This window comes from Paenibacillus sp. P46E, from assembly GCF_001909095.1.
Classification (GTDB): domain Bacteria; phylum Bacillota; class Bacilli; order Paenibacillales; family Paenibacillaceae; genus Paenibacillus_AQ; species Paenibacillus_AQ helianthi.
The window spans coordinates 47,414-71,285 of sequence record NZ_LVYZ01000044.1; the positions used below are offsets into that span (position 1 = coordinate 47,414).

Genomic DNA, 23,872 nt, shown 5'->3' on the forward strand with positions numbered 1-23,872 from the left:
TATCGCTTCCGAGGTGAGTATGGGGCAAATGCAATCAACGCAGCTGCCAACCCAGCCAACTGATTCGTCTGCACTTGTGTTACCCGCTATGTATAAAATGAAGCCAACTTTGGGAACGCTCGCCAAATGTACTAGGAGGTGTCACGTGAACAACAAAGACAACCCATATATACAGCTCGCTGTAGCTATGTGCAGGACGGGCATACTCGGTTACGGCGGCGGGCCCTCCGTGATTCCCTTAATCCGCCATGATGCCGTGACCCGTTACGGGTGGCTGACAGATGATGAATTCGGAGAAACGCTGGCTATCGCGAATGCGCTGCCGGGCCCTATCGCCACCAAGATGGCCGCCTATCTGGGCTATAAACTGATGGGAGTCAGAGGTGCATTCCTCTCTGTGCTGGCGCATATTCTCCCGAGCGGGATCGCCATGATCGCCCTCCTCTCCGCAGTCAACTATTTGAGCGGTTCCAAGATAGTAGGCGGAATGATCGCCGCCGTTTCGCCTGTCATCGCGGTGATGCTGGGACTCATGGCTTACGAATTTGCCCAAAAAGCCTTTAAAGGCCTGGGCAAGCGGATCGGCGCCGCTTTTCTGCTGCTCGCCCTGGTGCTGCTTGAAGTGCTGCATATCCATCCGGCGATTGTGATCGTGTTGTTCCTCGGATATGGAACCATTCACTACCGGGTACTTGCAAAAAAACAAAAAGGAGGGACCGCCTAAATGGAATGGCTAAAACTGATTTACGGCTTTTTTATGGCTAATCTGCTAGGGTATGGCGGCGGACCCTCCTCCATCCCGCTGATGTATGAGGAAATTGTGCCGCACTATGGCTGGCTTACCGATCAGGAGTTCTCAAATATGCTGGCACTTGGCAATGCGCTGCCCGGTCCGATCGCCACCAAAATCGCTGTTTTCGTTGGTTATGATGTCTACGGGTGGCTCGGGATGACTGCAGCGCTAATCGCTACTGTAGTTCCTTCGGCGGCGTCACTGATCATTCTGCTGGGCGTTATGCAAAAATACAAGCAGTCGCCCGTAGTGAAAGGCATGACCCTGCTTGTACAGCCAGTAATTGCTATTATGATGATTATGCTTACCTTGAAAATGGCCAAGGGACCCGCCGAATCTATCGGCATCTGGCAGACGCTGATCATTGCCGCAATCGCCTTTTGGGCGATACAGAAGCTTAAACTGCATCCCGCGCTGGTGATCCTGGCTGCATTTGCCTATGGCGGACTGGTGCTCCGTTATACGGTTTAGCAGCCTTGCCACCCTGAGCTTACTTTAAAATATACTGGGACAGCACCGCCTGAACCTCATAAATATTCACCGATTTGTTGAAGGTCTTCTTCAGCGGTACTGCGCTTCCCGAGACATACAAGCATAGCTCCGCATCCAGATCAAAGTGACCGGCCGTCTCCACCGAGTAATGCGATATGCTTTTGTAAGGGATCGAATGATATTCTGTCTTTTTGCCGGTTACCCCCTGCTTATCCACGAGAATCAGCCGTTTATCCGTAAATATGAACATATCTCTGACTAATTTATAGGCCCGCTCAATGTTTTCCTGAGGTGCAAGAATCTGCGCGTATTCCCGCTGAACATCCGTCAGCGCCACCTGGGTGGCATTGCCCAGCAATCCGTTAAAAATCGCCATCGCCAAGTCCCCGTTTCCTAGTTTGATTTGGCAAATCTCCCTCTGCCATATACTCATACTACTTAAGAATTCCATCAGATATGCACAGGCGCTCTACTTTTGCTCTTGCATATTCAGCCGATATTGGTTACACTATTCCTAAATTTGTATGAAGGAGGTGTAGGAGGAATGGATCACAATCGGACCAATGGTGTTATTAGCCGGCTAGATTATATTATGGCTGGCATCGTTCATGTAAATGCCGACAACGGGAGAAGTCTGTCCATTTACAAGAATTCAATAACACTACAACATTGTGAAATGCCTTTCCTGCCTACGCTTCAACGGACGCTATAAAACCGGAGAACGATCAAGGCCGCGGGGAAATTTCCCTGCGGTCTTTTTTTGAAGATGGGACCAGAGCAGCGATAGGGCATTCCTATAAAAGGAGAATACCTATGATCATCTCAAGTCAAAATGTCCAAAAATACCACGGTGCCCAGCTTGTGCTGAGCGATGTTACCTTTGATATACGCCAAGGCGAAAAAATCGGCTTGATCGGCCGCAACGGCTGCGGCAAAACCACACTTTTCCATCTGCTCAGCGGCGAGGAACGTCCCGATCAGGGGCAAATATCCATTCGTAAAGGCAGTATCGTTGGATTACTGGCCCAAATTCAGGAAGTGAATGACGAAGAAACTGTATATGCAGTCCTTCAGCGGAGCTTTGCTGAACCACTGAAGTGGCAGGCACGCCTAAGGGAGCTCGAGCTGGAAATGTCTGTACCGGATGCTGCCGCAAGCGAGCAGAGCTGGAATCGGCTGCTTAAGGAATACGGTACGCTTCAGGAGAAATTCGAAGCCGCTGGAGGCTATGATATTGAATCCTCTATCCAGCGTGTAGCCACAGGCCTCGGCATCAGTGCCGGACAGTATGACCGCCGCTTCTCTTCCCTCTCCGGCGGCGAGAAGACCAAAGTCGGCCTGGCGGAGCTGCTGCTGCGCCGTCCGGATATTCTGCTGCTGGATGAGCCGACGAACCATCTGGATATGGAAGCCATCGAATGGCTGGAGCAGTTCCTGCAGGATTACGACGGAACAGTAGTAGCTATCTCCCATGACCGCTACTTCCTCGATGCTGTAGTGAAAAAAGTGATTGAGCTCGAAGACGGTGAAGCCTACACATTCCATACCAATTACAGCGGCTACCAGATCGAAAAGGAAGCCCGGCTGCTGCGGCAATTCGCCGACTACCAGGAGCAGCAAAAGAAAATCAAGCAGATGCAGGAGAGCATCAAACGGCTGATTGAATGGGGCAACCGCTCTAACCCGCCGAATCCTTCCTTCCACCGCCGGGCTGCTTCAATGCAGAAGGCACTAGACCGGATGGTAAAGGTCAAACGTCCAATTCTGGACCGCAAAGCTATGGATTTGCAGCTCCAGCAAGAGGACCGTACCGGTAATCAGGTTGTCATTCTTGACCGGATTGGCAAAAGCTACGGAGACCGCACCCTCTTCTCCAAAGCCAGTGAAGTTCTGCGGTATGGTGAGACCACTGCACTCATCGGCGGCAACGGCGCAGGCAAAAGTACGCTGCTTCGGATCATTCTGGGCCAGGAACTGCCAGACGAGGGAAGCTGCACATTAGCCTCCAGAGCGGTTGTCGGCTATCTGGCACAGGAAGCTGTTCCCGAAGACGGAACACTGTCAGTGCTGCGGTACTTCCGCGAGGAGGCAGGTCTCGAGGAGGGCGAAGCCCGTGGACAGCTGGCGCGGTTTCTCTTTTACGGGAGTGATGTGTTCAAGAGTATCGCAAGTCTCTCCGGGGGCGAATGGACACGGCTGCGGTTCGCAGTGCTGATGCACCGCCGTCCGAATCTGCTGATTCTGGATGAACCCACCAATCATCTGGATATCGATTCCCGCGAGGCGCTGGAAGAGGCACTCGAGGAATATCCCGGCACCGTGCTGGCGGTATCCCATGACCGTTATTTCATCAACCGCTGCTTCGGAAAGCTCTGGTCCATCGCGGAAGGAAGATTCAGCGCTTTCTCCGGGAACTACGAGTATTTCAAGGAAAAGCAGGCAGAGAAGGCTGCACGCTTGCTATCTTCGAACAGCAGTAGTAAAGGGGAGCTACAACCGTATCCTGCCCTAAGGTCAAGCAGCAACCCATCTGACGCTAAAACTATCGCTTCAGAGGCGAGGCCAATGGAGAAGGGCGAGGCCAGACGCAGCAGTTCTTCCTCTGCAGCAGCCTCCGGAAAGTCACGCCCTCCAGGATACTGGGAGCAGATGATTGCCGAAACGGAGGTGCAGATTGGCTCTATCGATACTGAAATGCTTGCCCCGCTGATCTCCAGCGATGCACACAAGCTCACAGAGCTCCAGCTCATCCGGGACGCCGTACAGGAGAAACTGGATGAATTGTATGCCTGCTGGATGAGCGAAACCGAGCAATAATTATAGAAAGGAACTGGTGAAGATCATGCTGGAAAGCCCGGCAATCAATGAATACTGGAATGCTTATCTGGAGTTGTATCCTGAAGCGGCAGCGTTGTACGACAGTGCCTGGTCATTTGGAGACAATGCCCGGCTGGCCGATGAGCTGAATGAAGCACGCGGATTGCCCCTGCCTTTTGTCGGGGGGCATTCCATCCTGCTGGACAGCCAAGGTGCCCCGCGCGGAATAATCACAACCACAAAATGTGATATTATCCCCTTTCACGAAGTGACTGCAGAATTTGCCTATTCCGAGGGGGAAGATGACCGAACCCTGGAATCATGGCGGTTTCATCATGAAGCGTATTTCTCTAGAGAGATGAAGGCTTATGGTATGACCTTTAATCCAAATATGCGGATAGTCTGCGAGAATTTTGAACTGGTCTTCAGCCATTGAACACAATCAGCCAATCCAGTGGAAACGGATTATTTATAGTGTGAAACAGATAGATTATATTTCAAAAAGGCTGCTTCTTCTTCACGAAGAGGCAGCCTTCATTGTATAGTTGCAATTGGTTGGAAGTAGTAGCCCTGCTGTAAGCTCTAGTGCAAAAAACCCATAACCCAGCCTAAAACTGAAATCCATAAAGGAATGCTGATGAGGACGCCCCATACCAAGCCATTGGCAATGTTGCCTTCTGCAGGACGTGTCATGCTCTCCTGCGCAAGCGGAAGTCTCAATTCTTCTTGTTCCATGCGATCCCCTCCTAAAATATCTATCGTCACAGTAGAGGAAAAAATGTAGACCGCCTGGCCCAAAAAGTAAAATTATCGGTGATTTTTTAGATATAAAGGCTCAGCGGATTTTTTTTGCAAAGGCTTACATAATTATCATTAACCAGTTTTTTACTCCATTAAAACTTATATTTTAATTATTCATATATCATATGCATAGTTCTAGTCCAAAATGACCGGTTTTTCGGGATTCTGCAAAAATTGAAACATCGTTCGCAGCTGTTCCTTTGTATTCCGTTCTTCCGACAGCTCCGGCAGCTCGTCCTCGCCAAAAAAGGCTACACCGCTCGTCTCCACGCCTTCAGACGCTTCACCGCCCGTAATCCGGCAGAGGATAAACATTTTGTAGACGTGATACGGCTCAGGAGGATGATGATGGAACTTCTTGTCCAGCACTGCCAGCAGACGTACTGCCTCAGCCTTAAAGCCTGACTCCTCAGCAATTTCCTTGACCACGACTTCACTTGGTGAAAGTCCGATATCAGCCCAGCCGCCGGGAAGTGCCCAGTTGCCATCCAGCTTTTCACGAACCATCAGAATCTTATCCGCACGGAAGATCACGCCGCGCACATCAACTTTAGGTGTAGTATAGCCCTCTTCACTGGCAAAAGCGAGCCTAATCTTCTCTTTGCCCTCATAGGTGTAGTTGGCGAGAATATCCACGCTCAGTTCCCGCAAGGCCTGGTAACGTTCAATATCATAGACATCCTTGGCATATGTAAGTCCAGTCTGGGCAATCGCCTGTATCTCCTTGGCCCAGATCAGCCATTTCTGTTCCATAACAGCACCGCCTTCCTCAGATATCGGCATAAAATCGCCTTTTACTCACAAAGCATCAAATGCCGGGAGAACGCACCTTTCTTCGCTATACAACGGTCGATAATAGTGAAGCCTGCATCAGCTATCATCTCGTCCACCGCTTCAATGGCGACAATGACGACCCGATCAGCAATGCGGCGGGTATGGACCAGGATCGCAAGCTGCTCTTCTGGTGTAATCCGCGAATATAAATTGTAGGGCATATCTACAATCGCTACATCATAATGATCTTCAATGTCCGCGATGTCTCCCAGCGTAACGGTGCTGTTGAACCCAAAATGGGCGATATTCGTGCGTGCACCGGCAACAATCTGAGGATTAATGTCACGGCCAACGATATCAATACCCATTGACAGCGCCTCTACCATTACCGTACCAATGCCACAGCAAGGGTCTATAGCACGTACACCGGCAGGATGAGGAATTGCCATATTGACAGCCGCCCGCGCTACACGGGTGCTTAGGGCAATCGAGTAGCTGCGCGGTTTTTTCATCTGACGGAACCACGTTGCCTTATTCTTATGATAAGCTCCGAAGTACCAGCGTCCGCCCAGCGTGACAATACCATACACCAGCTGCGGGTGATTAACATCCGCTTCCCCCTCGATGCGCAGGCCGATTTCCCGCTCGATCACTCTGCGTTCGTCATACTCTATTTTTTCCGCCGGGGACAAATCATTTGTCTTCACAAAAATCACCTTGAATGACTGCCCTTCCACTTCTACCTGCTCGGTCTGGCTATAGATCTCCTCCAGGCTGTCCCCGGCATACATGACGTCAATCCGTTCCTTGATAAACGGGCTGCGGCTGACATCAACCCGAGTCCCGCTCTCAAAAATCGCTGCCGGAATCTCCCTTCCAAATAGACACCGCAGCTCCATACCGCATAAGGATTCCTCATCCCCGGTGCAGGCATATGTATAGATGTAAGTTGTTGTATTTGAATTCTGTGGCACTCTCTTATTCCGCTCCTATCGTTTCCGCGTCATGCGCAGGTTCTGCCTATTCTACAGCGGGATAACCCGCCAATTCCGTATCTTGATGTCTACTGTCGTAGCCGCTGCGTGCTTTGGCTATTTCTCCACGATTCCCGTTCACCCATTCCACCAAAGAGGCTAGTGGCTGCAGCAGGGATTCCCCAAGCTTCGTAAGCCCGTATTCAACGGTTATAGGTACCGTAGGGGTTGCTTTGCGCCAGACCAGTCCATCCCGCTCCAAATGGCGGAGCGTCTGCGTCAGCATGCGCTGGGAAATACCGCCGGATCGCCGCTGAAGCTCTTTGAACCGCAAGGATTCAACCCCCAGATTGACAATAATCAGCACACTCCATTTATCCCCAACCCGGTCTAGAATCTGCCGTGTAATCGTGCACTCTTCCAGCATTGGCAGCTGCCGGATACCCTCCAGCCGATGACTCATTGTATGGTCCAAAATGGTTACCTCCATGTAACTTAAGCAAGTAATAGTGCTTTCTTGCCGCTTAAGCTCATTCAGTCTATCATGGTTACCGAAAGTAATCAACAACCGGAAGGGAACTGATAAAGAATGCCCAAAACAATAGCGATCGTAGGTGCAGGGCCAGGACTCGGCCTGTCTATTGCCAAAAAATTTGGTACAAACGGTTTTTAAGTCGCTTTGCTCCAAAGGGAATCTATGTAGCGCACCTGGCCATAGGCGCATTTATCAAGCCCGGCACCGCTTCCGATCCGGGTTTTATTGCCGATGCCTGGTATGACTTATACACAAACAAGACTCAAGCCGAAGAAACTTTTCCTCAAGGTGTTACTCCCGCAACCATCCTCTGGTAGGGATTTCCGATTCCTTTGATCCATCGCGAGTTCTCCAGTATAATGGAGGCATTACACTGCCAAAAAAAGACTGCGGCGCGTTGCCCTGAGCTTCAAGCTCAGGGCTTGCACCGCCTGCTTTGCGCAGCGAAACTCCAAGGAGGTACATATACACTATGTCTTACGAAGCTTATTTTCAGACTGAGCGTGAAGCTCAGCTTGACGAATTGAAAGAATGGCTGACAATCCCCAGCATTTCCGCCCTCTCTACCCACAAGGATGATGTATTGTCCGCAGCACACTGGCTTCTGGACACACTAAAACGCGCAGGGCTGGAGAATATTGAGCTTCATCCCACTGCGGGCCACCCTGTAATCTATGCTGATTATCTTCATGCCCCCGGCAAACCAACCATTCTGGTCTACGGCCACTATGATGTGCAGCCAGTCGATCCGCTTAACCTATGGACAACACCGCCATTTGAACCGGAAATCCGTGACGGCAAGCTGTACGCGCGCGGAGCAACCGATGATAAAGGCCAGGTATTCATGCATATCAAAGCCATTGAAGCCATCCTGAAGCAGGAAGGCACCCTGCCGGTCAATATTAAGCTGTGCATTGAAGGTGAAGAAGAAATCGGCAGCGTCAATCTCCCGCCTTTCCTGGAAGCCAGTAAGGACAAGCTGGCAGCGGATGCCGTACTGGTCTCTGATACCTCCCTGCTGGAACGCGGACGCCCTGCCATCTGCACAGGCCTTCGCGGCCTCTGCTCGCTGGAAGTCACCGTAAATACAGCATTGACCGATCTTCACTCTGGTTCATACGGCGGTGGTGTACCGAATGCGCTCCATGCGCTGGTCTCTTTATTAAGCTCGCTCCATGATGACAAGGGCCGTGTCGCCGTTGAGGGCTTCTATGAGGGTGTTCCTGAGCTATCTCCGCTGCTGCGTGAAGAATTCGCCAAGCAAGGCGTAGATGAAGACAAAATCAGAGCAAGTCTTGGCCTCGAGCAGTTGTATGGCGAAGAGGGCTTCAGCTTCGTAGAGCGGGTTGGTGCCCGGCCAACGCTTGAACTGAATGGTATCTACGGCGGATTCCAGGGTGAAGGCAGCAAGACCGTTATCCCTAAAGAAGCCCATGCCAAAATCACCTGCCGCCTTGTCGGCGACCAGGACCCCCAGCATATTCTGGATGCTGTCGAAGCTCACCTTACTGCCAATATCCAGGCAGGTGCGAAGGTCAAGGTGAAGCAGATGGAGAAAGCCCGTGCATTCAACATTGACCCTTCCCATCCAATCCTGCAGACGGCGGCTGATGCCTATGGCAAAGTATACGGCACCCGCGCTCTCTTCACTAAAGACGGCGGGTCCATACCGATCATGGAAAGCTTCTCACGCATTCTAAAAGCACCGGTGGTGCTGATGGGTTTTGGTCTGGATGACGAGAACCTCCACGCTCCGGATGAGCACTTCAATCTCGAGAACTTCGATAAAGGCCTGCTGACCATTGTCGAGTTCCTGAAGACCGTCTAAGCGCGCCCAGCCGGGTATGCTAAAAGCCAGGGTTTCCAGCATTTCGCGGAGACCCTGGCTTTTTTATTTTGATATGCCCTATTTTCTGCTCTACCGGTATGAAGCAGACAAACGTTTACCGAAAAATACACAAATAAAAAACCCTTGCGTAACAAGGATTTCGAAATTTAAAAGTTGGAGCGGGTGATGGGAATCGAACCCACGCTATCAGCTTGGAAGGCTGAAGTTCTACCATTGAACTACACCCGCATTGGGTTGTGAAGACAAAAGATATTGTATCATTCCCAAGAATAAAATGCAACCCTTCGGATTCGCCTACTTGTTAAGAGGGCATTCCCAGCGAGGACTTCAGAAAAAATAATTCGAATTCGGCAGCCTTAATCGGTTTGCTGAACAGGTAACCTTGCGCCTCATGGCAATGCTGCTGGCGTAAGAATTGCAGCTGCTCCTTATTCTCCACACCTTCCGCTGTTACTTTCAGCTTTAAGTGATGGGCCATAGACGTTATAGTCGATACGATAGCTGCGTTATTGCTGTCCTCCATAACTTCTGACACGAAGGATCGGTCGATCTTCAGCCGGTCAATCGGCATATCCTTCAGATAATGTAAGGAGCTGTATCCGGTCCCGAAATCATCAATACTGATAAATACTCCGAGTCTCTTCAAACGGTTCAATTGATCGAATGCAGTTTCTTTGTCCAGCGTCATACTCTCTGTAATCTCCAGATCAACATAACACGGGTCGAGCCCGATTTCCTTCAGAATGGCATCGATTTTACCTGCCAGATTCGGCTGCAAAAATTGACGCATGGACAGGTTAATCGAGACGCAAATCGGCCGGTATCCGGCGTTCTGCCAGCTTTTATTCTGCAGGCATGCTGTTTTTAGAACCCATTCCCCGATTGGAACAATTAGTCCACTCTCTTCGGCAATAGGAATGAAATCCACGGGAGATACCAGTCCCCGCTTCGGATGATTCCATCGCAGCAGTGCTTCCATGCCCACAATTTCCTCCGAATCGAGCTGAACTTGCGGTTGATAAACCAAATAGAACTCGTCCCGCTCCAGTGCCCGGCGCAGATCATTCTCCAGCTTCAGACGTTCCTTCGCTTTCATCTGCATAGCAGGTATGTACCGGCGGATTTCAACCCCCTGGTCCTTGGCATTGTGCACAGCAGTATCTGCATTCTGAATCAGCTGTTCTGCCGTATCTCCGTCACCAGGGTATATACTCATGCCCAGACTGAGAGAAATATGGTATTCTCCTGATTCCAGCTGTACAGGCGTTTCGAATAGCTTCAAAAGTTCATCCGCCCGAATCAGGCAATTCTCTACGCCAGTCCGGTCGTACATCAGAAAAGCAAATTCATCCGCCCCCATGCTGTACAGTTCTTCATTCAACCTCACATTATTTCCAATGCGCTTCGAGACCAGTTGAAGCAAAAGATCCCCGGCATAATGGCCGAGAGAGTCGTTGATATTCTTAAAATGGTTAATATTCATAATCACTAATGCAGCGAATCCTCGGCTTTTATCCTGTTCACCTTGAATCACGATTTCTTCCATCCGCTGCATAAGACGGCGTCTATTCGGCAGTCCTGTCAGGTCATCGTGGTATGCCAAATAGTTAATCCGGGCTTCAGCCTGCTCATTTTCTTGAAAAGGCTCTTCGATCGTAAGTCGGTATACTCCTTTCAACAGAAGGTAATAGGCGACTCCACTGCTAAGCATGCCAAACAAGTAATCCATTTTCCCTACGCTCAGCGGATTCATAAAGAATACCTGTCCGAGAGCAAAAAAGATTAATGAGCGGATAATAATCAGAAAGGAAGCCGACTTGTCTGCTTTGCCGGGGTATACAATAAGCACCAGCGCAAGCAGGTATACAAAAAGAACAACCAAATCCGTCAAATGCTGAAGTCCCGAGACCCATGAATAACCCGATATCCACGGAGTCAGCATGTAGCCAAAAATAAATACAGCCAAAGCCACCAGGATCATCACAAAGGATACCCGGAATACCTTATGCTTCTCTTCAGCCGCTACCGGCTTATCTGCCCTGCTGAAAATGAATAAAATCCCCAGCGCACTGGCTAAACGGGAGAAGGTGAGCAGCCATAGGGATTGTTCTGCATTTATATAAGAAGATACTGCAGGAATGCCTGCAAAACTCAGCGTGTGCAAAAAATCTAAAATACAGACACCCAAAAAAAGAGCAGAAGTGTGCAGTCTTGCTTTGGATAGCCGATTAGCAAAGAACAGCCAGCCCTGGGCAAAAATCGCAAATGCGAAGGCCACATTGCAGCAGCCAATAATAAGATAGAGTGCAGAGAGCATATCTTTATCTTCTATATTCCCAAGCGGCGTCCGAAAAATTTGAATCAGAAGGAACAGTACGGCCCCTATAATCGCCGCATGAATGGTCTTTTTCTCTTCTTGTCTCATAGGTCCCTCGCGTCTGAAATTGATATCTATAATAAGTGAATGGATATATTTATGTCCTATGTATAAATATCGGTTTGATAGCTCCTTAAAGTTACATTCAGCTTCTTATAAAACAAATAAAACAAATAAAAAGCACTTCACCCTGTTGAAGAGTTCAGTGCTCCTTATGAAGCCTTTATTTGTCTCCAAAATTCACTTCAGGCGTGGTCAGCTTGTCATAGAATTCAACGGCTTTGTCTTTCTCTTCAGATGCACGCAGCGCCATTGCAGAACGCGGATGCTCATCCAGTGTTCCCGTAATCATGTACGGAATGATATAACCCCATTCTTCCTTCTCGCGCAGAGGAATCATCAGTCGTTCAACAATATCGATTACAGGACGGAGCGTGTATTTGGTATTCTTCAAATGGGTAACCAGCAGTTCGGTTGGACAGTTGCCGGCAGCACGTCCCATCCCGTAGCAGGAAGCATCCAGCAGTTCTACACCTTTTTCGGCAGCTACTAGTGTATTAGAGAAAGCCAGCTGCAGATTATTATGGGTATGTACGCCCAAACGCTTATTCGGCAGATGAGTCTGGAACTTCTCCACCAGATAATGAACGTCTTTATGGTCAAGGCTTCCGTATGAATCTACAATGTATACAACATCTACAACGCTCTCGCGAATCTGTTCAAAAGCCTCCAGCAATTCGTTCTCCATAACATTCGACAATGCCATAATATTAATGGTAGTCTCATAACCTAGATCATGAAAGGTTTGCACCAGCTGCAGTGCTTTGTCCACATCTTTGCTGTAGCAGGCTACACGGATCAGATCCAGCATACTTTCACTGCGGGGCAGAATATCATTCTCATCCACCCGTCCGATATCCACAAGTGCAGAGAGCTTGGTATGACCCTTCTGCGGGATAACTTTTCTCAGAAAATCATCATTCAAAAAACGCCAAGGCCCTGCCCCCTCAGCTCCCTTAAGCAGTTTGGGCGAATTCTTATAACCGATTTCCATATAATCAACACCGGCTTCATTCAGACCGGCATACAAATTTTGAACAAATTCAACACTGAAATCCCAGTTATTTACCAGCCCGCCATCACGGATGGTGCAGTCGACAATTTTGCTCTGATTACTCTTGACCATTGTGTTCTCCCTTCAACTATAACCTTCATTTTCCTGCCAGGATAACTTCCTATGCAGTCATTATCGTTCAATCATACTGAGCAAAGAAACAATTGTAAAGGAAATTTCAGATTATTTGCATAACCCTTTTCACCAGGGTTGCGCAATGACAAATATCACTGTAAAATGTCACCTAAAATGCTACAGTACAAGAAAACAATTGAGATTGATTATCAATCTCTCTCGGGGGGATTACAAATGGCTTCTACATCCTGCTCCTTACTGCGCTTAGAACCGGGCTCCATGGGCTCCATCCAAAGAATTGAAGGCATGAATCCCATCTTGCGGCGCCGCTTGGCTGATCTCGGGGTGTCTGAAGGCGTTATGATCCGTCTGAAAGGAAAAGGGCCTTTTCTGGGTCCCATTACCCTAGAATGTAACGGTCAACTATTCGCCATCCGCCGGAAGGAAGCCTCCATGATCGAGGTGAACGTCTCATGAGTTCAATAGCTCTCGTAGGGAATCCTAATACCGGTAAAACCTCGCTTTTTAATACATTGACCTCTTCCTATGAATATGTGGGTAACTGGGCAGGCGTAACGGTAGAGAAAAAAGTCGGAAGCCTGAAGAATGGTGCCGGCAAGCTGATAGATCTTCCAGGCATATATTCACTACACCCGCTCTCCCGTGATGAGGGTGTGGCCACGCAATATCTGATCGAGGAATCCCCGGAAGCCCTCATTAATATCGTTGACGCCTCCCAGCTTGAACGGAACCTGCTGCTCACACTTCAATTGCTGGAATACGGCAAACCTACTGTCCTGGGACTCAACATGATGGATGTGGCCAAAGCACGCGGCATCTCGGTCAATCCTGAGGTGCTGGAATCACGTCTTGGTATTACTGTCCTCCCGCTGATTGCCAGAACGGGCAAAGGCAGCGGACAAGTACTCAGTGTTCTGGAGCAAACCTCGGCTATTCCCCGGGTAACCTTCAAACTGGACTATGGTGAATTAGCCGAGGAAGCCATCGCTTCTATTGAAAAAGAATTACAGGCTATTCAGGGGCTGCCTAATCTGCGCTGGATTGCGCTTCAATTAATGGAGCAGAATCCGGTGGTTCTTGAACTGCTCAAAAAACGTATAGATACTTCACGGCTTATGGCCATCTGCGACAGCTGTCAGAGTGAACTGCAGAGCCGCAAGCTTGCATTGACGCTGCCTCAATGGATTCGTTCAGTCCGTATGGACTTTATCCGTTCTCTATGTGCAGCTGCAATAGATACTACACTTATCAAACCGCATAATTTGACCGAACGCCTGGATGCTGTCCTGACTCACCGTTTCCTTGGCCTCCCCCTGTTCATCGTCTTCATGTACGCCATGTTCAAGACAACCTTTGACTGGATCGGCGGTCCTTTGTCTGATATGGTGGATGGCTTTATTTCCGGCCCGCTCAGCGATGGAGCAAATTCACTGCTTCAGACGATTGGTGCATCAGGATTTACACATGCGCTTATCGTAGACGGAATCATTGGCGGGGTTGGTGGCGTAGTGGTATTCGTCCCGCAGATTTTCATTCTGTTCCTGATGATTTCTTTTCTTGAGGACTCCGGCTATATGGCTCGCGTCTGTCTGCTGATGGACAGTACAATGGAACGCATGGGCTTGAACGGTAAAGCCTTTATTCCTTTTATAATCGGCTTCGGCTGCAATGTACCTGCGATTATGGCCGCGCGCAGTATCGAACAGCCTAAAGACCGCATGCTGACCACACTCCTGATGCCACTTATGTCCTGTTCCGCCCGGCTGCCGGTATATCTATTGTTCGCAGCAGTATTCTTCCCCGCCCAGCAGGCCACTGTAGTACTTACGATGTATGTGCTGGGCGTGGTGTTCGCACTTATTTTGTGCAAATTGTTCTCAAAATATCTGTTCAAGAATGAATCTTCCGTTTTCATCATTGAGCTGCCTCCTTACCGGATGCCGCAAATGAAGACCCTTGGACGCAGCACTTGGGAAAAGGGTAAGGGATTTCTGCGCAAAGCCGGAACGATTATTCTCGCCGGTTCCGTTATCATCTGGCTGATGTCCTACGCTGGTCCTTCCGGACTGAATGTGGACATGGACAACAGTTTCCTGGCTAAGTTTGGCGGAATGATTGCGCCGCTGCTGCATCCGCTTGGATTTGGCACATGGCAGGCCGGTTCCACCCTCGTTCCAGGTTTTCTGGCCAAAGAGGTGGTGGTATCCACCATGAATATCATCTACCATACCCCGGATGCTGCAGGACTGGAAGGGCAAATCTCGCAGGTGTTCACACCACTCAGCTCGGTCAGCTTTATGGCCTTTATTCTGCTCTACACTCCTTGTCTGGCTACTGTGGGGGTAATTAAGAAAGAAACAGCTTCATGGAAATGGACCTTTTTCTCCATAGGTTACTCCGTTGCACTGGCGTATATTGTTGCACTGGTCATTTTTCAAGGCGGCAGCTTACTCGGATTGTCTTAAAATTCGGTTAACCAAAAGTAATTTGAGCGAAAGCGGGGAACAGCAATGATTATTAATATATTAATTATAGCGCTTGTATTTGGTTACTCCGGTTGGATGATCTACCGTCACGTGCAGAAGGGCAAACAGGGCGCTTGCGCCGGCTGTGATAAAAGCAAGACCTGCGCAGCCGCTTCATCCGATTCTCCTTTCTCCTGCAGCGGAGGACCTGTAGATACCAAACATTCGGCCAAGGCTTGACCAGCCAATGCAAACAGATTCGTTTAGGATCCCTGGGATGCGGGTATGTTACTAATAAGCAACTACAGCCAGACCAACCCAAGGAGGGAATACACATGAATACCAAAAAGACGTTATGGACTACAGCAGCACTTGGAGCAGCCTACCTGCTCAGAAACAAGGATGCGCGTAACAAGGTCATGAATGGCATTCAATCTATCACTTCCCAGATGAGAGCCAAAAAGAACATCTAGCCGGAACGTTGGAACAGATTGGACAACGCTTATAGGTTATTATAGCTGCCCTGCAGAATAGACGAATTCTTATATCTATGCGAAAAGCCGCAAGACCTTGTAATAAGGGTCTCGCGGCTTTTAGTTGTAATCGATTTGGAAATGGCTAGCCTTCCACTGTATTTGCAGAACGTGCTTCTTCGTAGGAGCTTAAATGGAGTAAATATTGTAAAAGCGTGCGAACCATGACCCCCGTTGCTCCCTTCGGATTCACTCCTCGTTCCTTGGACAGAAATGCCGTTCCGGCAATGTCCAGATGAATCCATGGCAGACCCTCTGCGAACTCGCCAATGAACAATCCTGCCGTTGTGGCTCCGCCGTATCTCCCGGCCGCATTGCGGATATCAGCTACCTCACTCCGCAGCATTTCCCGAAACTCGGGATACACCGGCAGCTTCCAGATCCTCTCTCCAGCTCTAATCGAAGCCCTCTCTAATCCCTCCATCATTGCCTCGTTATTGGTTACAGCACCTGTTGCAATGTCACCCAGAACCGATAGTACAGCACCTGTCAGGGTCGCTACATCGATAATCCGCTCTGCCCCCCATTCCCGGGAATAGGTAAGGGCATCCGCCAGTATAATTCGGCCTTCCGCATCGGTATTTAGTATTTCAATGGTTCGTCCGCTCAGGGAGGTAATAATGTCTCCCGGTTTGAAGGCATTAGGTGCAGGCATGTTCTCAGCGGAAGGAATAACCATTACCACGTTAATCCGCGGACGCAGAGTCCCAAGCGCATCCATGACCCCGAGCACCGCTGCTGCCCCCCCCATATCGCTGATCATATCTTCCATACCCGGCGCTCTTTTCAGGGAAATACCACCGGTATCGAACGTAACGCCTTTGCCGATAATTGCTGTAACATCCTTCCATTGGCTAGTCCCCTGGTAACGGATTACAATCATCCGCGGTGGGTGCACGCTTCCCTTGCCAACCGCAAGCAAGCCCCCCATACCTTTTTGTTCGATCTCCTGTTCATCAAGTACTTCTGCAGGGAATCCGTGCCGCTCAGCAATTTCTATCGCGGCTCTTGCAAGTGCTGAAGGTGTCAGCAGATTGCCTGGAAGATTGGTAAGACGACGTGCCAAATGGGTCGCTTCACCAAATGCCTTTCCCTGCTTAATCCCTTGCAGCCATTCATCAGACTCTGCGGTCTCCGCTATCCGTTCCATATGCAGCACAGCAGACTCCAGTCCAGTGTAGACTGGCTGTTCCCGCTTGTAATGCATCCGGAGGTATCCACCTAGAATAACACCCTCCGCAAGCACTTGACTGGCCTCTTCAGCTCCAACATCCGTCAGCAGACTTAAGGTGTCAGGCACCTGAATAAGGAGTCTGGCAGCCTTCAGCTTGAGTGCAGCACGGGCTGCCTGAGCGGCTAGAAGACGAAGTTCCTCCGCTTGCAGAAGGCCGCTCCCGCTGCCGGCCAGAATGACAACAGGTAACTCAGGCCATCCTTCTACGGGGATAGTATAGGTTTGGTTCAGCTTCCCGGCGAATAATCCGGCTTTAGCCAGCATGCTTATTTGCCCGGACCATTCAGCAGCCATATTGCCACCTTCACATTCAGCCTCAGATATAAAGATGCATAAGGCATCAGCCTGTAGTGTCTTTGACGGGCTGCCACTGCTCCAATGAATATCGATAAGAATCCCTCCTGGCCAATAGTCCAATGATGTTTTCCTCCACCATAACACAGCGAGGCTGATTCCTACACAGACTTGCTGCGCGGGAATCAGCCTCTCATGAATCTAATTTACCTAAATATACGGGTGGATATTGAATTACTGAATCAGCGGCAGCGAAATGACAAATCGTGTGCCTTCGTTAAGCCGGCTGCTGACCGAAATGCATCCCCCATGGTTCTTGATAATCCGGTCACTGACGGACAAACCAAGTCCAGTCCCGTTTTCCTTCGTGGTGAAAAAGGGATTGAACAACCTGTCCAAGGTACAGATATCCATCCCTTTACCATTATCAGAGATAAAGATGCGAACCTCCGCCCCTTCTCTGCGAGCCCCCAGCTCGATCCTGCCCATAGCGTCATCCACTTTTTCAGTAATTGCTTCCATCGCATTCCTTATCATATTGAGAACGACCTGCTTCATCTGTTTGATATCGCCGGAGATGATCATATCCTCCTGAAACGGCTGAAGCTGGATCTCACAGCCTTTCATTAATGCTTCACTCTCGGTAAGCAGGACAACTTCCTTAAGCAACCCCGATACAGAGATCATGGCTACCTGAGGCACGGAGGGTTTGGAGGACATGAGAAATTCATGAATAATATCATTGGCCCGGTCAATCTCCGCTAATATGATCTTGGCGTATTCCTCCTTGCCCAGCTGATGAAGATGGGGATGAAGTAATTGTATAAAACCGCGGATCGCTGTAAGCGGATTACGGATTTCATGAGCAATCGAAGCTGACAATTTGCCAAGCATCACCAGACTGTCGTTCTGATATGCTGTTTGCTCAATCAGCTTGTAGTCGGAGATTTCCTTGAACGTGAACAGATAGCAGCCTTTCATTTGTTCGCCACTGCATAAAGTTACTTTCCAATACCGGCCGTATTCATCTACAAACTCATAGCTTGGCTTACCTTTTTTCATCATTTCACGATATCCGCGCAATACCTGTTTCTTCTTGAACCGGTTCATCTGGATATTAGACAATAAATGAATCATAGTGCAGCCCAACAACGAATGCCTGCTCAGTCCCAGGATAGCATACATTTGCTTGTTCACAAATGTTAGTACCCCTTCTTCATCAAAAAGCATGATTCCGCTGTCCATTTGCTCGAGTACATCCTCATATGTAGTAGTCATCGGCCCAGTTTGAAACGTTCTTGCCGGCAGAAGCAAGCTTTCCTGATATTGGCTTATCACGATACGAAGTTCCCCCTTTTACTGCATTTGACGAAGACGCTTAAGCGACATCAAATTACTATGTATATGAGTATATGACGAAGCCGCCAGAACATTCGGAAATCGTATTATATTATCCAACCGTTTCAACTATATTCCAATCATATCCAAGAGAAGCAGACAACGCAATCAGAGAAACTGTCGAATTGCAAAATTATTCCTAAAATGATTCTAAAGACACACTTATTCCTATTGTGAAACCAGTTTCCCTCCACTTTTAGTTAAACTGACTGCAAAAAGAGCCTCCGCGATAGCGAAGACTCTTGGATCTACATATCAGGCTGTTCCAGCAACAGTCTGTTCTATCAGGCTTTTTGCTGCAAGCGGTGGCGCCGCTGACTCATTACAGCCAGACGTTTCTTAAGCTCCCGCTCCCATTTGGTATCTTCGATCTGCTTGGCTACGGCCAGCAGGTCAAGGGCCATATCAATCTGGCTGCGCACGATGTGCAGCGGATCTTCACTCTCTACATTGATGACATTCTCGAAAATGGCTTCCTCGTCTTCCATCACATAATCCTGGAAGTCAACATCTGTCACACCGTCTCCATGAGCATATTCAGCCAAGATTTCATACTCATTTTCAACTTTATAATGTACCTCTACCCGATGGCAGACCGGGCAAAAAAGCAGGGGAACATTATGGACTTGCGTGCGATAATGCTTTAGGGTTCCCTTCGTTCCAACCATACTCGCTCCACAGCAAAAGCTCATTTTTGTTCACCCTCCTTGGTATTTTACATTGATTTAATATTATATTACACAATGGCACTGGAGATTCCTCTCCCTGAAGCTATAAAATAACCTTTGCGCCCATTTTCATACGGGAGATCCGTTGCCTACGGGCTATTTGGTGCAAAAAACCCCCTCGCCGGGATTTCTCCCGCAAGGAGGTTCTTTAAATATCTCAAAGATCGGTGCTTAACTGAGCCCCAGCTTACAGGTTCTTATCGCCGGGTTTCCAGTTCATGGCGCACAGTCCGCCTGATTGCAAAGCTTGCAGAACACGTAGAGTTTCTTCTACACTGCGGCCTACATCATTGTGGTTAACTACCTGATACTTCAGTTCACCGTCAGGATCGATGATGAACAAGCCGCGCAGAGCGATACCTTCTTCTTCAATCAGGATACCATAATCACTGGCAACCTTCTTAGTGATATCAGATGCGAGCGGAAAGTTGATGGGACCAAGACCGTTCGAATCCTTAGGTGTAGTGATCCAAGCCTTGTGGCTGTGTACCGAATCGATACTTACACCAAGAATTTCGGTATCAAGTGCCGTGAAATCAGCTGCAGCATCGCTTAATGCTGTGATTTCTGTAGGACATACAAAGGTGAAATCAAGCGGATAAAAGAAGAATACAAGCCATTTGCCGCGATAGTCGGACAAGCTAACCTTACCGAAATCTTTACCGTCGCCCGTTACGGTTTCCATTGTAAAATCTGGGGCTGGTTTACCTACCAAACGTTCTGCCATTGCTTAAATCCTCCTTTGAGTATGTAAGAAAAACAATTGTTGAAATCCACTTCCAGTGCAATATGCTTTTCTTGATTGGATGAGTTGGTGAATACTTGTTGCTATAGACCAAATGGTATCATCGTACAAAATTAAAGTCAATATTACAGTCATTACTTTTTTATAATTATTATAAATAAGCAATTTTCTGTGAAGTTTTTTGTTTTTCTGCTTCAAAAGGAGAACAGCTGGATTACATCCTAGGCTTTACGGATAGCGGCAACAATGAGATCACCCATCGCTGTAGTGCTGATAGCCTTACTCTTGTCTACAGCGATATCACTGGTACGGTGACCGGCATCAAGCACTTCTGCCACTGCAGCTTCAATGGCCGCTGCCGCTGCCTCATAACCAAAGGTCATACGGAACATTAGAGCGAGCGACAGAATCGTAGCGATCGGATTTGCCAGGCCTTGTCCGGCAATATCAGGCGCAGAGCCGTGTACCGGTTCATACAGACCGTAGCTGCCTTCGCCCAGCGATGCCGATGCGAGCATACCGATCGAACCGGTCAGCATCGCTGCTTCATCACTCAGGATATCGCCAAACATATTCTCAGTCACAATAACATCAAAGCTGGCAGGACGACGCAGCAGCTGCATAGCGCAGTTATCAACGAGCACATGCTCCAGCTCTACTTGCGGATATTCCGGAGCAATTCTGTTCACAACCTCACGCCAGAGGCGTGAAGTCTCGAGAACATTCGCCTTATCTACACTTGCCAGCTTGTTGCGGCGTTTGCCGGCAATTTCAAAGGCCTGGCGCACGATGCGCTCCACTTCCGTAACATTATATACGCAAGTATCCACAGCCTCTTCGCCGAATTCACCTTGACGGCGCAGCTTGTCTCCGAAATAAATGCCGCCGGTGAGCTCGCGGACCACCATAAGGTCCGTGCCTTCCAGTACTTCCGGCTTCAGTGTTGAAGCATCCTTCAGGCAATCGAAAACGACAGCCGGACGCAGATTGGAGAACAACCCCAGCGCCTTACGGATACCCAACAGGCCAGTTTCCGGACGCAGTTCCTTCGGATTGTTATCCCATTTCGGTCCACCTACCGCACCCAGCAGCACGGCATCCGCCTTGCGGCAGATCTCCAGTGTGTCCTCCGGAAGCGGAGTTCCCCGTTCATCAATGGCGATTCCGCCAAAGAGTGCCTGCTCGGTTTCAAACGCATAACCGAACAAATCTTCCGTTTTTTTCAATACTTTCAACGCTTCTGCCACAACTTCAGGTCCGATACCGTCCCCGGCGATTACGGCGATTTTTTTGACCTCGCTCATTCCCGTCACTCCTCTGATTTCTGCTGCTCGCAGACATAGTTCTTCTGTATATTGTTGTATCATACCTAGGCCCAAAGGACAAAGATATAGATTCTATGGGAGTGATAGGCCCAGCCTATAACGCAAAATAAATGAATACAGGCCAGCTGACCTTGCACTAGCGATTCCCCACCCGGAAGTACCGTCTGTTCATTTGCTCTTGATTCTTAAGTTGTTTACAATAAGTATGTACTTATGCAAATAACCGGCTTGGCCATTACAATTAGAGGAGTTGTTGTGTGGTGCAGTATGCAAAGCTTGGAAAATCCGGTATGAAGGTCAGCCGCCTTTGTCTCGGAACGATGAATTTTGGTCCGATTACGGATGAAAAGGAAGCTTTCCGTATTATGGACGCCGCGCTGGATGCGGGGGTCAACTTTTTTGATACGGCCAATGTGTATGGCTGGGGTGAGAATTCCGGACTTACCGAGACGATCATCGGACGCTGGTTCAAGCAGGGCGGCGGACGGCGGGAAAAGGTAGTACTGGCCACCAAAGTCTATGGCGCCATGAGCGACAAGCTTGACGGCCCTAATGATGAAAGCGGTCTCTCGTCCTATATTATTCGGCGGCATCTAGAGGGCTCGCTCCTGCGTCTGCAGACTGATCACATTGAGCTGTATCAGATGCACCATGTAGACCGGAGTGTCTCGTGGGACGAGCTGTGGAGCGCTTTTGAACTCGCAGTCAGCCAGGGGAAAATCGGCTATGTCGGCTCCAGCAACTTTGCCGGCTGGGATATCGCAGTAGCGCAGCAGGAAGCCAAAGCCCGGGGATTCCTGGGGCTTGTATCGGAGCAGCATAAATACAGCCTCACCTGCCGTCTGCCGGAGCTGGAGGTTCTTCCAGCATCCCAGAACCTCGGTCTGGGGATTATCCCCTGGAGTCCTCTCGACGGGGGACTGTTGGGACGCAATGCGCTCAAGAAAATCGAGGGCAGCCGCAGCGGCGGGAACGCGGATCGGGTAGAACAGTACAAGAACCAGCTTGAAGCTTTTGCTGAACTCAGCCTTGAGCTTGGCGAACCGCAGGACAACATCGCACTGGCCTGGCTGCTGGCGAATCCGGCAGTCACAGCTCCAATCATCGGACCGCGGACGCTGGAGCAGTTCGAAAGCGCACTGCGCAGCCTTGAAGTCATTCTGGACGAATCCGTACTGAAGCGTCTGGACGAGATCTTCCCTGGCCCGGGCGGTGCAGCACCGAAGGCCTATGCCTGGTAGAATGAATTCCATGTAAGCTTAAAGTCTAACGAGAAGAAGCAACAGATGGGGTGCTGAGCCCTCACTTCACACCGCAAAAAAAGAAGCTGTCGTGCCTGGCAATTATTCTGCCAGGCACAACAGCTCTTTTTATTCGCATCCGGTCTACTTAGTCAGCATCATGAATACTTAACTAAAGCTCCCAGTTATTCTGCCGTATCAACCGTCACTGATCCGTTACTTGTAGACAAGGAAACTTTGTGCGTCCCGCTCCCGAGCACAGCAGTTCCGTGACTGTTATCGTCACCATCCCATTTGACATTCCCCTTGAGTGAACCGTTGCTGGTATCTGCTGTAATTGTTGCATCGGTAACAGCCGGCAGGCCCACTACAATCTTGCCGTTGCTGGAGGAGCACTCCCATTCGCCTGTGATCGCCGAGTTAATCGTGATCTTGCCGTTGCTGCTCTTGGCGTATAGTGAACCGTCGATATTCCCAAGATTCAGAGCACCATTGGAGCTGACCAGCTTCACTTCACCCTGCACATTCTGCACAGTTAATGTCCCGTTGCTGGTATGCGCATCTACACCGCCGGCTACATCATGAATGTCCAGTCTTCCATTACTAGTATCCATTTCAACACCAGACTTCAAGTTTCCAGCTTCAATCGATCCGTCACTGGTTTCAACCTCTACTGCAAGATTGCTGGGAAGGTTGACATTTATATAGGGATCTTTGAAATTAAATCCAATATGAATGTTGGAGAGCCAGCCGGATTCCCCTTCCAGCTTCATGGTCAAGGTGTCTCCTTCGGCTACAACTGACCACTTCTGCTCCAGTGCGCTAGACCCTTCACTTTCCGATTTCCCCGGGACTTCCAGCTTCCCCTCATAGTCAAGCGTATTTCCGTCCACACCGCTCAGCTTAACCTTACCGTGTGGCAGTTCAATCTTCACTTTTTTGATCCCTGCCTGCACATCCACTGTTCCAGTTACCGGCACAAGCTGTGTTCCTCCAAAAATTCCGCTGAGCGAGCCGTCGGCCAGCACCCTCTGGGCTCCACTTGCTGCGACCAATACCACGATCAGGACAATAGCCCAGCCGCTGACACGGGTTTTGGCATCGGACTTAATAAATATCCGGAGCAGTGTCTCCAGCCCGAACAGTATAAGTAGTGCAGGCCAGAGATACGCAAGCGCCTGGTAAGTAACCACATCAAATTGGGCCAGTGCAATAATCCCCCCCAACATGATGCAGCCCAAGGCTGCGGTAAAACTGCCGATCTTCCATCTCGCCATTGTTCATTTC

Annotated in this window: 24 protein-coding genes and 1 tRNA gene; 11 read left to right on the forward strand and 14 right to left on the reverse strand. The window is 49.4% G+C overall.

Features of this window, described 5'->3' with window-relative positions; all coding sequences use genetic code 11:
* The first annotated feature begins 145 nt into the window (after window positions 1-145).
* Both chrB and chrA read left to right on the forward strand, forming a co-directional pair.
* Window positions 146-724: a chromate efflux transporter ChrB gene (gene chrB / locus A3849_RS16030; protein ID WP_306010713.1), complete on the forward strand. Its 579-nt coding sequence runs from the start codon at window positions 146-148 to the stop codon at window positions 722-724.
* The gene (gene chrA, locus A3849_RS16035) at window positions 725-1,264 is read left to right on the forward strand and encodes a chromate efflux transporter ChrA (RefSeq protein WP_074112325.1); all 540 of its coding nucleotides are present in this window, start codon (window positions 725-727) and stop codon (window positions 1,262-1,264) included.
* Between the two features lie 19 nt (window positions 1,265-1,283).
* On the opposite strand, the gene A3849_RS16040 is transcribed toward chrA, so the two are convergent.
* Complete coding sequence (locus tag A3849_RS16040; RefSeq protein WP_074112326.1) at window positions 1,284-1,661, reverse strand: PH domain-containing protein; 378 nt, start codon at window positions 1,659-1,661, stop codon at window positions 1,284-1,286.
* Window positions 1,662-1,829: 168 nt separating this feature from the next.
* Between A3849_RS16040 and A3849_RS32935 the strand changes: the two genes are divergently transcribed.
* The 3 genes from A3849_RS32935 to A3849_RS16050 all read left to right on the forward strand — a co-directional run bounded on the left by A3849_RS32935 (window position 1,830) and on the right by A3849_RS16050 (window position 4,538).
* Window positions 1,830-1,997: an RAxF-45 family protein gene (locus A3849_RS32935; protein WP_178382716.1), complete on the forward strand. Its 168-nt coding sequence runs from the start codon at window positions 1,830-1,832 to the stop codon at window positions 1,995-1,997.
* 101 nt (window positions 1,998-2,098) lie between these two features.
* Complete coding sequence (abc-f, locus tag A3849_RS16045; RefSeq protein WP_074112327.1) at window positions 2,099-4,102, forward strand: ribosomal protection-like ABC-F family protein; 2,004 nt, start codon at window positions 2,099-2,101, stop codon at window positions 4,100-4,102.
* Between the two features lie 25 nt (window positions 4,103-4,127).
* Entirely contained in the window at window positions 4,128-4,538 is a 411-nt protein-coding gene (locus A3849_RS16050; protein WP_074112475.1) for an ASCH domain-containing protein, read from the forward strand.
* 146 nt (window positions 4,539-4,684) lie between these two features.
* Here A3849_RS16050 and A3849_RS32940 read toward each other — a convergent pair whose 3' ends face one another.
* From A3849_RS32940 to A3849_RS16065, 4 genes are all read right to left on the reverse strand, one after another.
* Window positions 4,685-4,837 (reverse strand): hypothetical protein, encoded by a 153-nt coding sequence (locus tag A3849_RS32940; RefSeq protein ID WP_178382714.1) that lies wholly within the window; start codon window positions 4,835-4,837, stop codon window positions 4,685-4,687.
* A gap of 201 nt (window positions 4,838-5,038) precedes the next feature.
* On the reverse strand, window positions 5,039-5,656 hold the full coding sequence (locus tag A3849_RS16055; RefSeq protein WP_074112476.1) for an NUDIX hydrolase: 618 nt from the start codon (window positions 5,654-5,656) through the stop codon (window positions 5,039-5,041).
* Between the two features lie 41 nt (window positions 5,657-5,697).
* Window positions 5,698-6,651, reverse strand: a complete 954-nt coding sequence (locus A3849_RS16060; protein ID WP_074112328.1) for a TRM11 family SAM-dependent methyltransferase — start codon at window positions 6,649-6,651, stop codon at window positions 5,698-5,700.
* Between the two features lie 46 nt (window positions 6,652-6,697).
* A complete protein-coding gene (locus A3849_RS16065) occupies window positions 6,698-7,126 on the reverse strand; it encodes a winged helix-turn-helix transcriptional regulator (protein ID WP_083613535.1) in 429 nt (142 codons plus the stop codon).
* Window positions 7,127-7,658: 532 nt separating this feature from the next.
* On the opposite strand from A3849_RS16065, the gene A3849_RS16075 reads away from it, so the two are divergent.
* A complete protein-coding gene (locus A3849_RS16075) occupies window positions 7,659-9,014 on the forward strand; it encodes a dipeptidase (RefSeq protein WP_074112330.1) in 1,356 nt (451 codons plus the stop codon).
* A 175-nt stretch (window positions 9,015-9,189) separates the two neighbouring features.
* Here the strand turns inward: A3849_RS16075 and A3849_RS16080 are convergent.
* From A3849_RS16080 to A3849_RS16090, 3 genes are all read right to left on the reverse strand, one after another.
* Window positions 9,190-9,263 (reverse strand) — tRNA-Gly (locus tag A3849_RS16080).
* Window positions 9,264-9,336: 73 nt separating this feature from the next.
* On the reverse strand, window positions 9,337-11,460 hold the full coding sequence (locus A3849_RS16085) for a putative bifunctional diguanylate cyclase/phosphodiesterase (RefSeq protein ID WP_074112331.1): 2,124 nt from the start codon (window positions 11,458-11,460) through the stop codon (window positions 9,337-9,339).
* A 175-nt stretch (window positions 11,461-11,635) separates the two neighbouring features.
* Window positions 11,636-12,598 (reverse strand): aldolase catalytic domain-containing protein, encoded by a 963-nt coding sequence (locus A3849_RS16090; protein ID WP_074112332.1) that lies wholly within the window; start codon window positions 12,596-12,598, stop codon window positions 11,636-11,638.
* Window positions 12,599-12,835: 237 nt separating this feature from the next.
* Between A3849_RS16090 and A3849_RS16095 the strand changes: the two genes are divergently transcribed.
* The 4 genes from A3849_RS16095 (at window position 12,836) to A3849_RS32945 (ending at window position 15,560) form a co-directional block, all read left to right on the forward strand.
* Entirely contained in the window at window positions 12,836-13,078 is a 243-nt protein-coding gene (locus A3849_RS16095) for a FeoA family protein (RefSeq protein ID WP_074085829.1), read from the forward strand.
* A complete protein-coding gene (feoB, locus tag A3849_RS16100; RefSeq protein ID WP_074112333.1) occupies window positions 13,075-15,087 on the forward strand; it encodes a ferrous iron transport protein B in 2,013 nt (670 codons plus the stop codon). Before A3849_RS16095 ends, feoB begins: the two co-directional genes overlap by 4 nt.
* 45 nt (window positions 15,088-15,132) lie before the next feature.
* The gene (locus tag A3849_RS16105) at window positions 15,133-15,327 is read left to right on the forward strand and encodes a FeoB-associated Cys-rich membrane protein (protein WP_074112334.1); all 195 of its coding nucleotides are present in this window, start codon (window positions 15,133-15,135) and stop codon (window positions 15,325-15,327) included.
* Between the two features lie 95 nt (window positions 15,328-15,422).
* Complete coding sequence (locus A3849_RS32945) at window positions 15,423-15,560, forward strand: hypothetical protein (RefSeq protein WP_167374757.1); 138 nt, start codon at window positions 15,423-15,425, stop codon at window positions 15,558-15,560.
* Between the two features lie 145 nt (window positions 15,561-15,705).
* On the opposite strand, the gene A3849_RS16110 is transcribed toward A3849_RS32945, so the two are convergent.
* The 5 genes from A3849_RS16110 to leuB form a co-directional block, all read right to left on the reverse strand.
* Window positions 15,706-17,271: a leucyl aminopeptidase gene (locus A3849_RS16110; protein WP_256700796.1), complete on the reverse strand. Its 1,566-nt coding sequence runs from the start codon at window positions 17,269-17,271 to the stop codon at window positions 15,706-15,708.
* 111 nt (window positions 17,272-17,382) lie between these two features.
* Window positions 17,383-18,486 carry an ATP-binding protein gene (locus A3849_RS16115; RefSeq protein WP_074112335.1) on the reverse strand — a complete coding sequence of 368 codons (1,104 nt, stop codon included), beginning with the start codon at window positions 18,484-18,486 and terminating at the stop codon, window positions 17,383-17,385.
* Between the two features lie 344 nt (window positions 18,487-18,830).
* Window positions 18,831-19,238, reverse strand: a complete 408-nt coding sequence (locus A3849_RS16120; protein WP_074085833.1) for a hypothetical protein — start codon at window positions 19,236-19,238, stop codon at window positions 18,831-18,833.
* Between the two features lie 223 nt (window positions 19,239-19,461).
* Complete coding sequence (locus A3849_RS16125) at window positions 19,462-20,001, reverse strand: peroxiredoxin (RefSeq protein ID WP_074085834.1); 540 nt, start codon at window positions 19,999-20,001, stop codon at window positions 19,462-19,464.
* Between the two features lie 239 nt (window positions 20,002-20,240).
* On the reverse strand, window positions 20,241-21,323 hold the full coding sequence (gene leuB / locus A3849_RS16130; RefSeq protein ID WP_074112336.1) for a 3-isopropylmalate dehydrogenase: 1,083 nt from the start codon (window positions 21,321-21,323) through the stop codon (window positions 20,241-20,243).
* 281 nt (window positions 21,324-21,604) lie between these two features.
* Here leuB and A3849_RS16135 point away from each other — a divergent pair, with 281 nt between their 5' ends.
* Window positions 21,605-22,585: an aldo/keto reductase gene (locus A3849_RS16135; RefSeq protein WP_074112479.1), complete on the forward strand. Its 981-nt coding sequence runs from the start codon at window positions 21,605-21,607 to the stop codon at window positions 22,583-22,585.
* Between the two features lie 185 nt (window positions 22,586-22,770).
* Here the strand turns inward: A3849_RS16135 and A3849_RS16140 are convergent, their stop codons facing one another.
* The gene (locus A3849_RS16140; protein ID WP_074112337.1) at window positions 22,771-23,862 is read right to left on the reverse strand and encodes a DUF4097 family beta strand repeat-containing protein; all 1,092 of its coding nucleotides are present in this window, start codon (window positions 23,860-23,862) and stop codon (window positions 22,771-22,773) included.
* Window positions 23,863-23,872: the final 10 nt, after the last annotated feature.

What these genes read in the sequence shown, in the direction of transcription:
- A3849_RS16140 (WP_074112337.1), bottom strand. Translation starts at nt 23,862, where the DNA reads ATGGCGAGATGGAAGATCGGCAGTTTTACCGCAGCCTTGGGCTGCATC.
- A3849_RS16125 (WP_074085834.1), bottom strand. Translation starts at nt 20,001, where the DNA reads ATGGCAGAACGTTTGGTAGGTAAACCAGCCCCAGATTTTACAATGGAA.
- A3849_RS16040 (WP_074112326.1), bottom strand. Translation starts at nt 1,661, where the DNA reads ATGGCGATTTTTAACGGATTGCTGGGCAATGCCACCCAGGTGGCGCTG.
- A3849_RS16105 (WP_074112334.1), top strand. Translation starts at nt 15,133, where the DNA reads ATGATTATTAATATATTAATTATAGCGCTTGTATTTGGTTACTCCGGT.
- A3849_RS16090 (WP_074112332.1), bottom strand. Translation starts at nt 12,598, where the DNA reads ATGGTCAAGAGTAATCAGAGCAAAATTGTCGACTGCACCATCCGTGAT.
- A3849_RS16120 (WP_074085833.1), bottom strand. Translation starts at nt 19,238, where the DNA reads ATGAGCTTTTGCTGTGGAGCGAGTATGGTTGGAACGAAGGGAACCCTA.
- A3849_RS16075 (WP_074112330.1), top strand. Translation starts at nt 7,659, where the DNA reads ATGTCTTACGAAGCTTATTTTCAGACTGAGCGTGAAGCTCAGCTTGAC.
- A3849_RS32935 (WP_178382716.1), top strand. Translation starts at nt 1,830, where the DNA reads ATGGATCACAATCGGACCAATGGTGTTATTAGCCGGCTAGATTATATT.
- A3849_RS16085 (WP_074112331.1), bottom strand. Translation starts at nt 11,460, where the DNA reads ATGAGACAAGAAGAGAAAAAGACCATTCATGCGGCGATTATAGGGGCC.
- leuB (WP_074112336.1), bottom strand. Translation starts at nt 21,323, where the DNA reads ATGAGCGAGGTCAAAAAAATCGCCGTAATCGCCGGGGACGGTATCGGA.
- A3849_RS16095 (WP_074085829.1), top strand. Translation starts at nt 12,836, where the DNA reads ATGGCTTCTACATCCTGCTCCTTACTGCGCTTAGAACCGGGCTCCATG.
- A3849_RS16055 (WP_074112476.1), bottom strand. Translation starts at nt 5,656, where the DNA reads ATGGAACAGAAATGGCTGATCTGGGCCAAGGAGATACAGGCGATTGCC.
- feoB (WP_074112333.1), top strand. Translation starts at nt 13,075, where the DNA reads ATGAGTTCAATAGCTCTCGTAGGGAATCCTAATACCGGTAAAACCTCG.
- A3849_RS16050 (WP_074112475.1), top strand. Translation starts at nt 4,128, where the DNA reads ATGCTGGAAAGCCCGGCAATCAATGAATACTGGAATGCTTATCTGGAG.
- A3849_RS32945 (WP_167374757.1), top strand. Translation starts at nt 15,423, where the DNA reads ATGAATACCAAAAAGACGTTATGGACTACAGCAGCACTTGGAGCAGCC.
- chrA (WP_074112325.1), top strand. Translation starts at nt 725, where the DNA reads ATGGAATGGCTAAAACTGATTTACGGCTTTTTTATGGCTAATCTGCTA.
- abc-f (WP_074112327.1), top strand. Translation starts at nt 2,099, where the DNA reads ATGATCATCTCAAGTCAAAATGTCCAAAAATACCACGGTGCCCAGCTT.
- A3849_RS32940 (WP_178382714.1), bottom strand. Translation starts at nt 4,837, where the DNA reads ATGGAACAAGAAGAATTGAGACTTCCGCTTGCGCAGGAGAGCATGACA.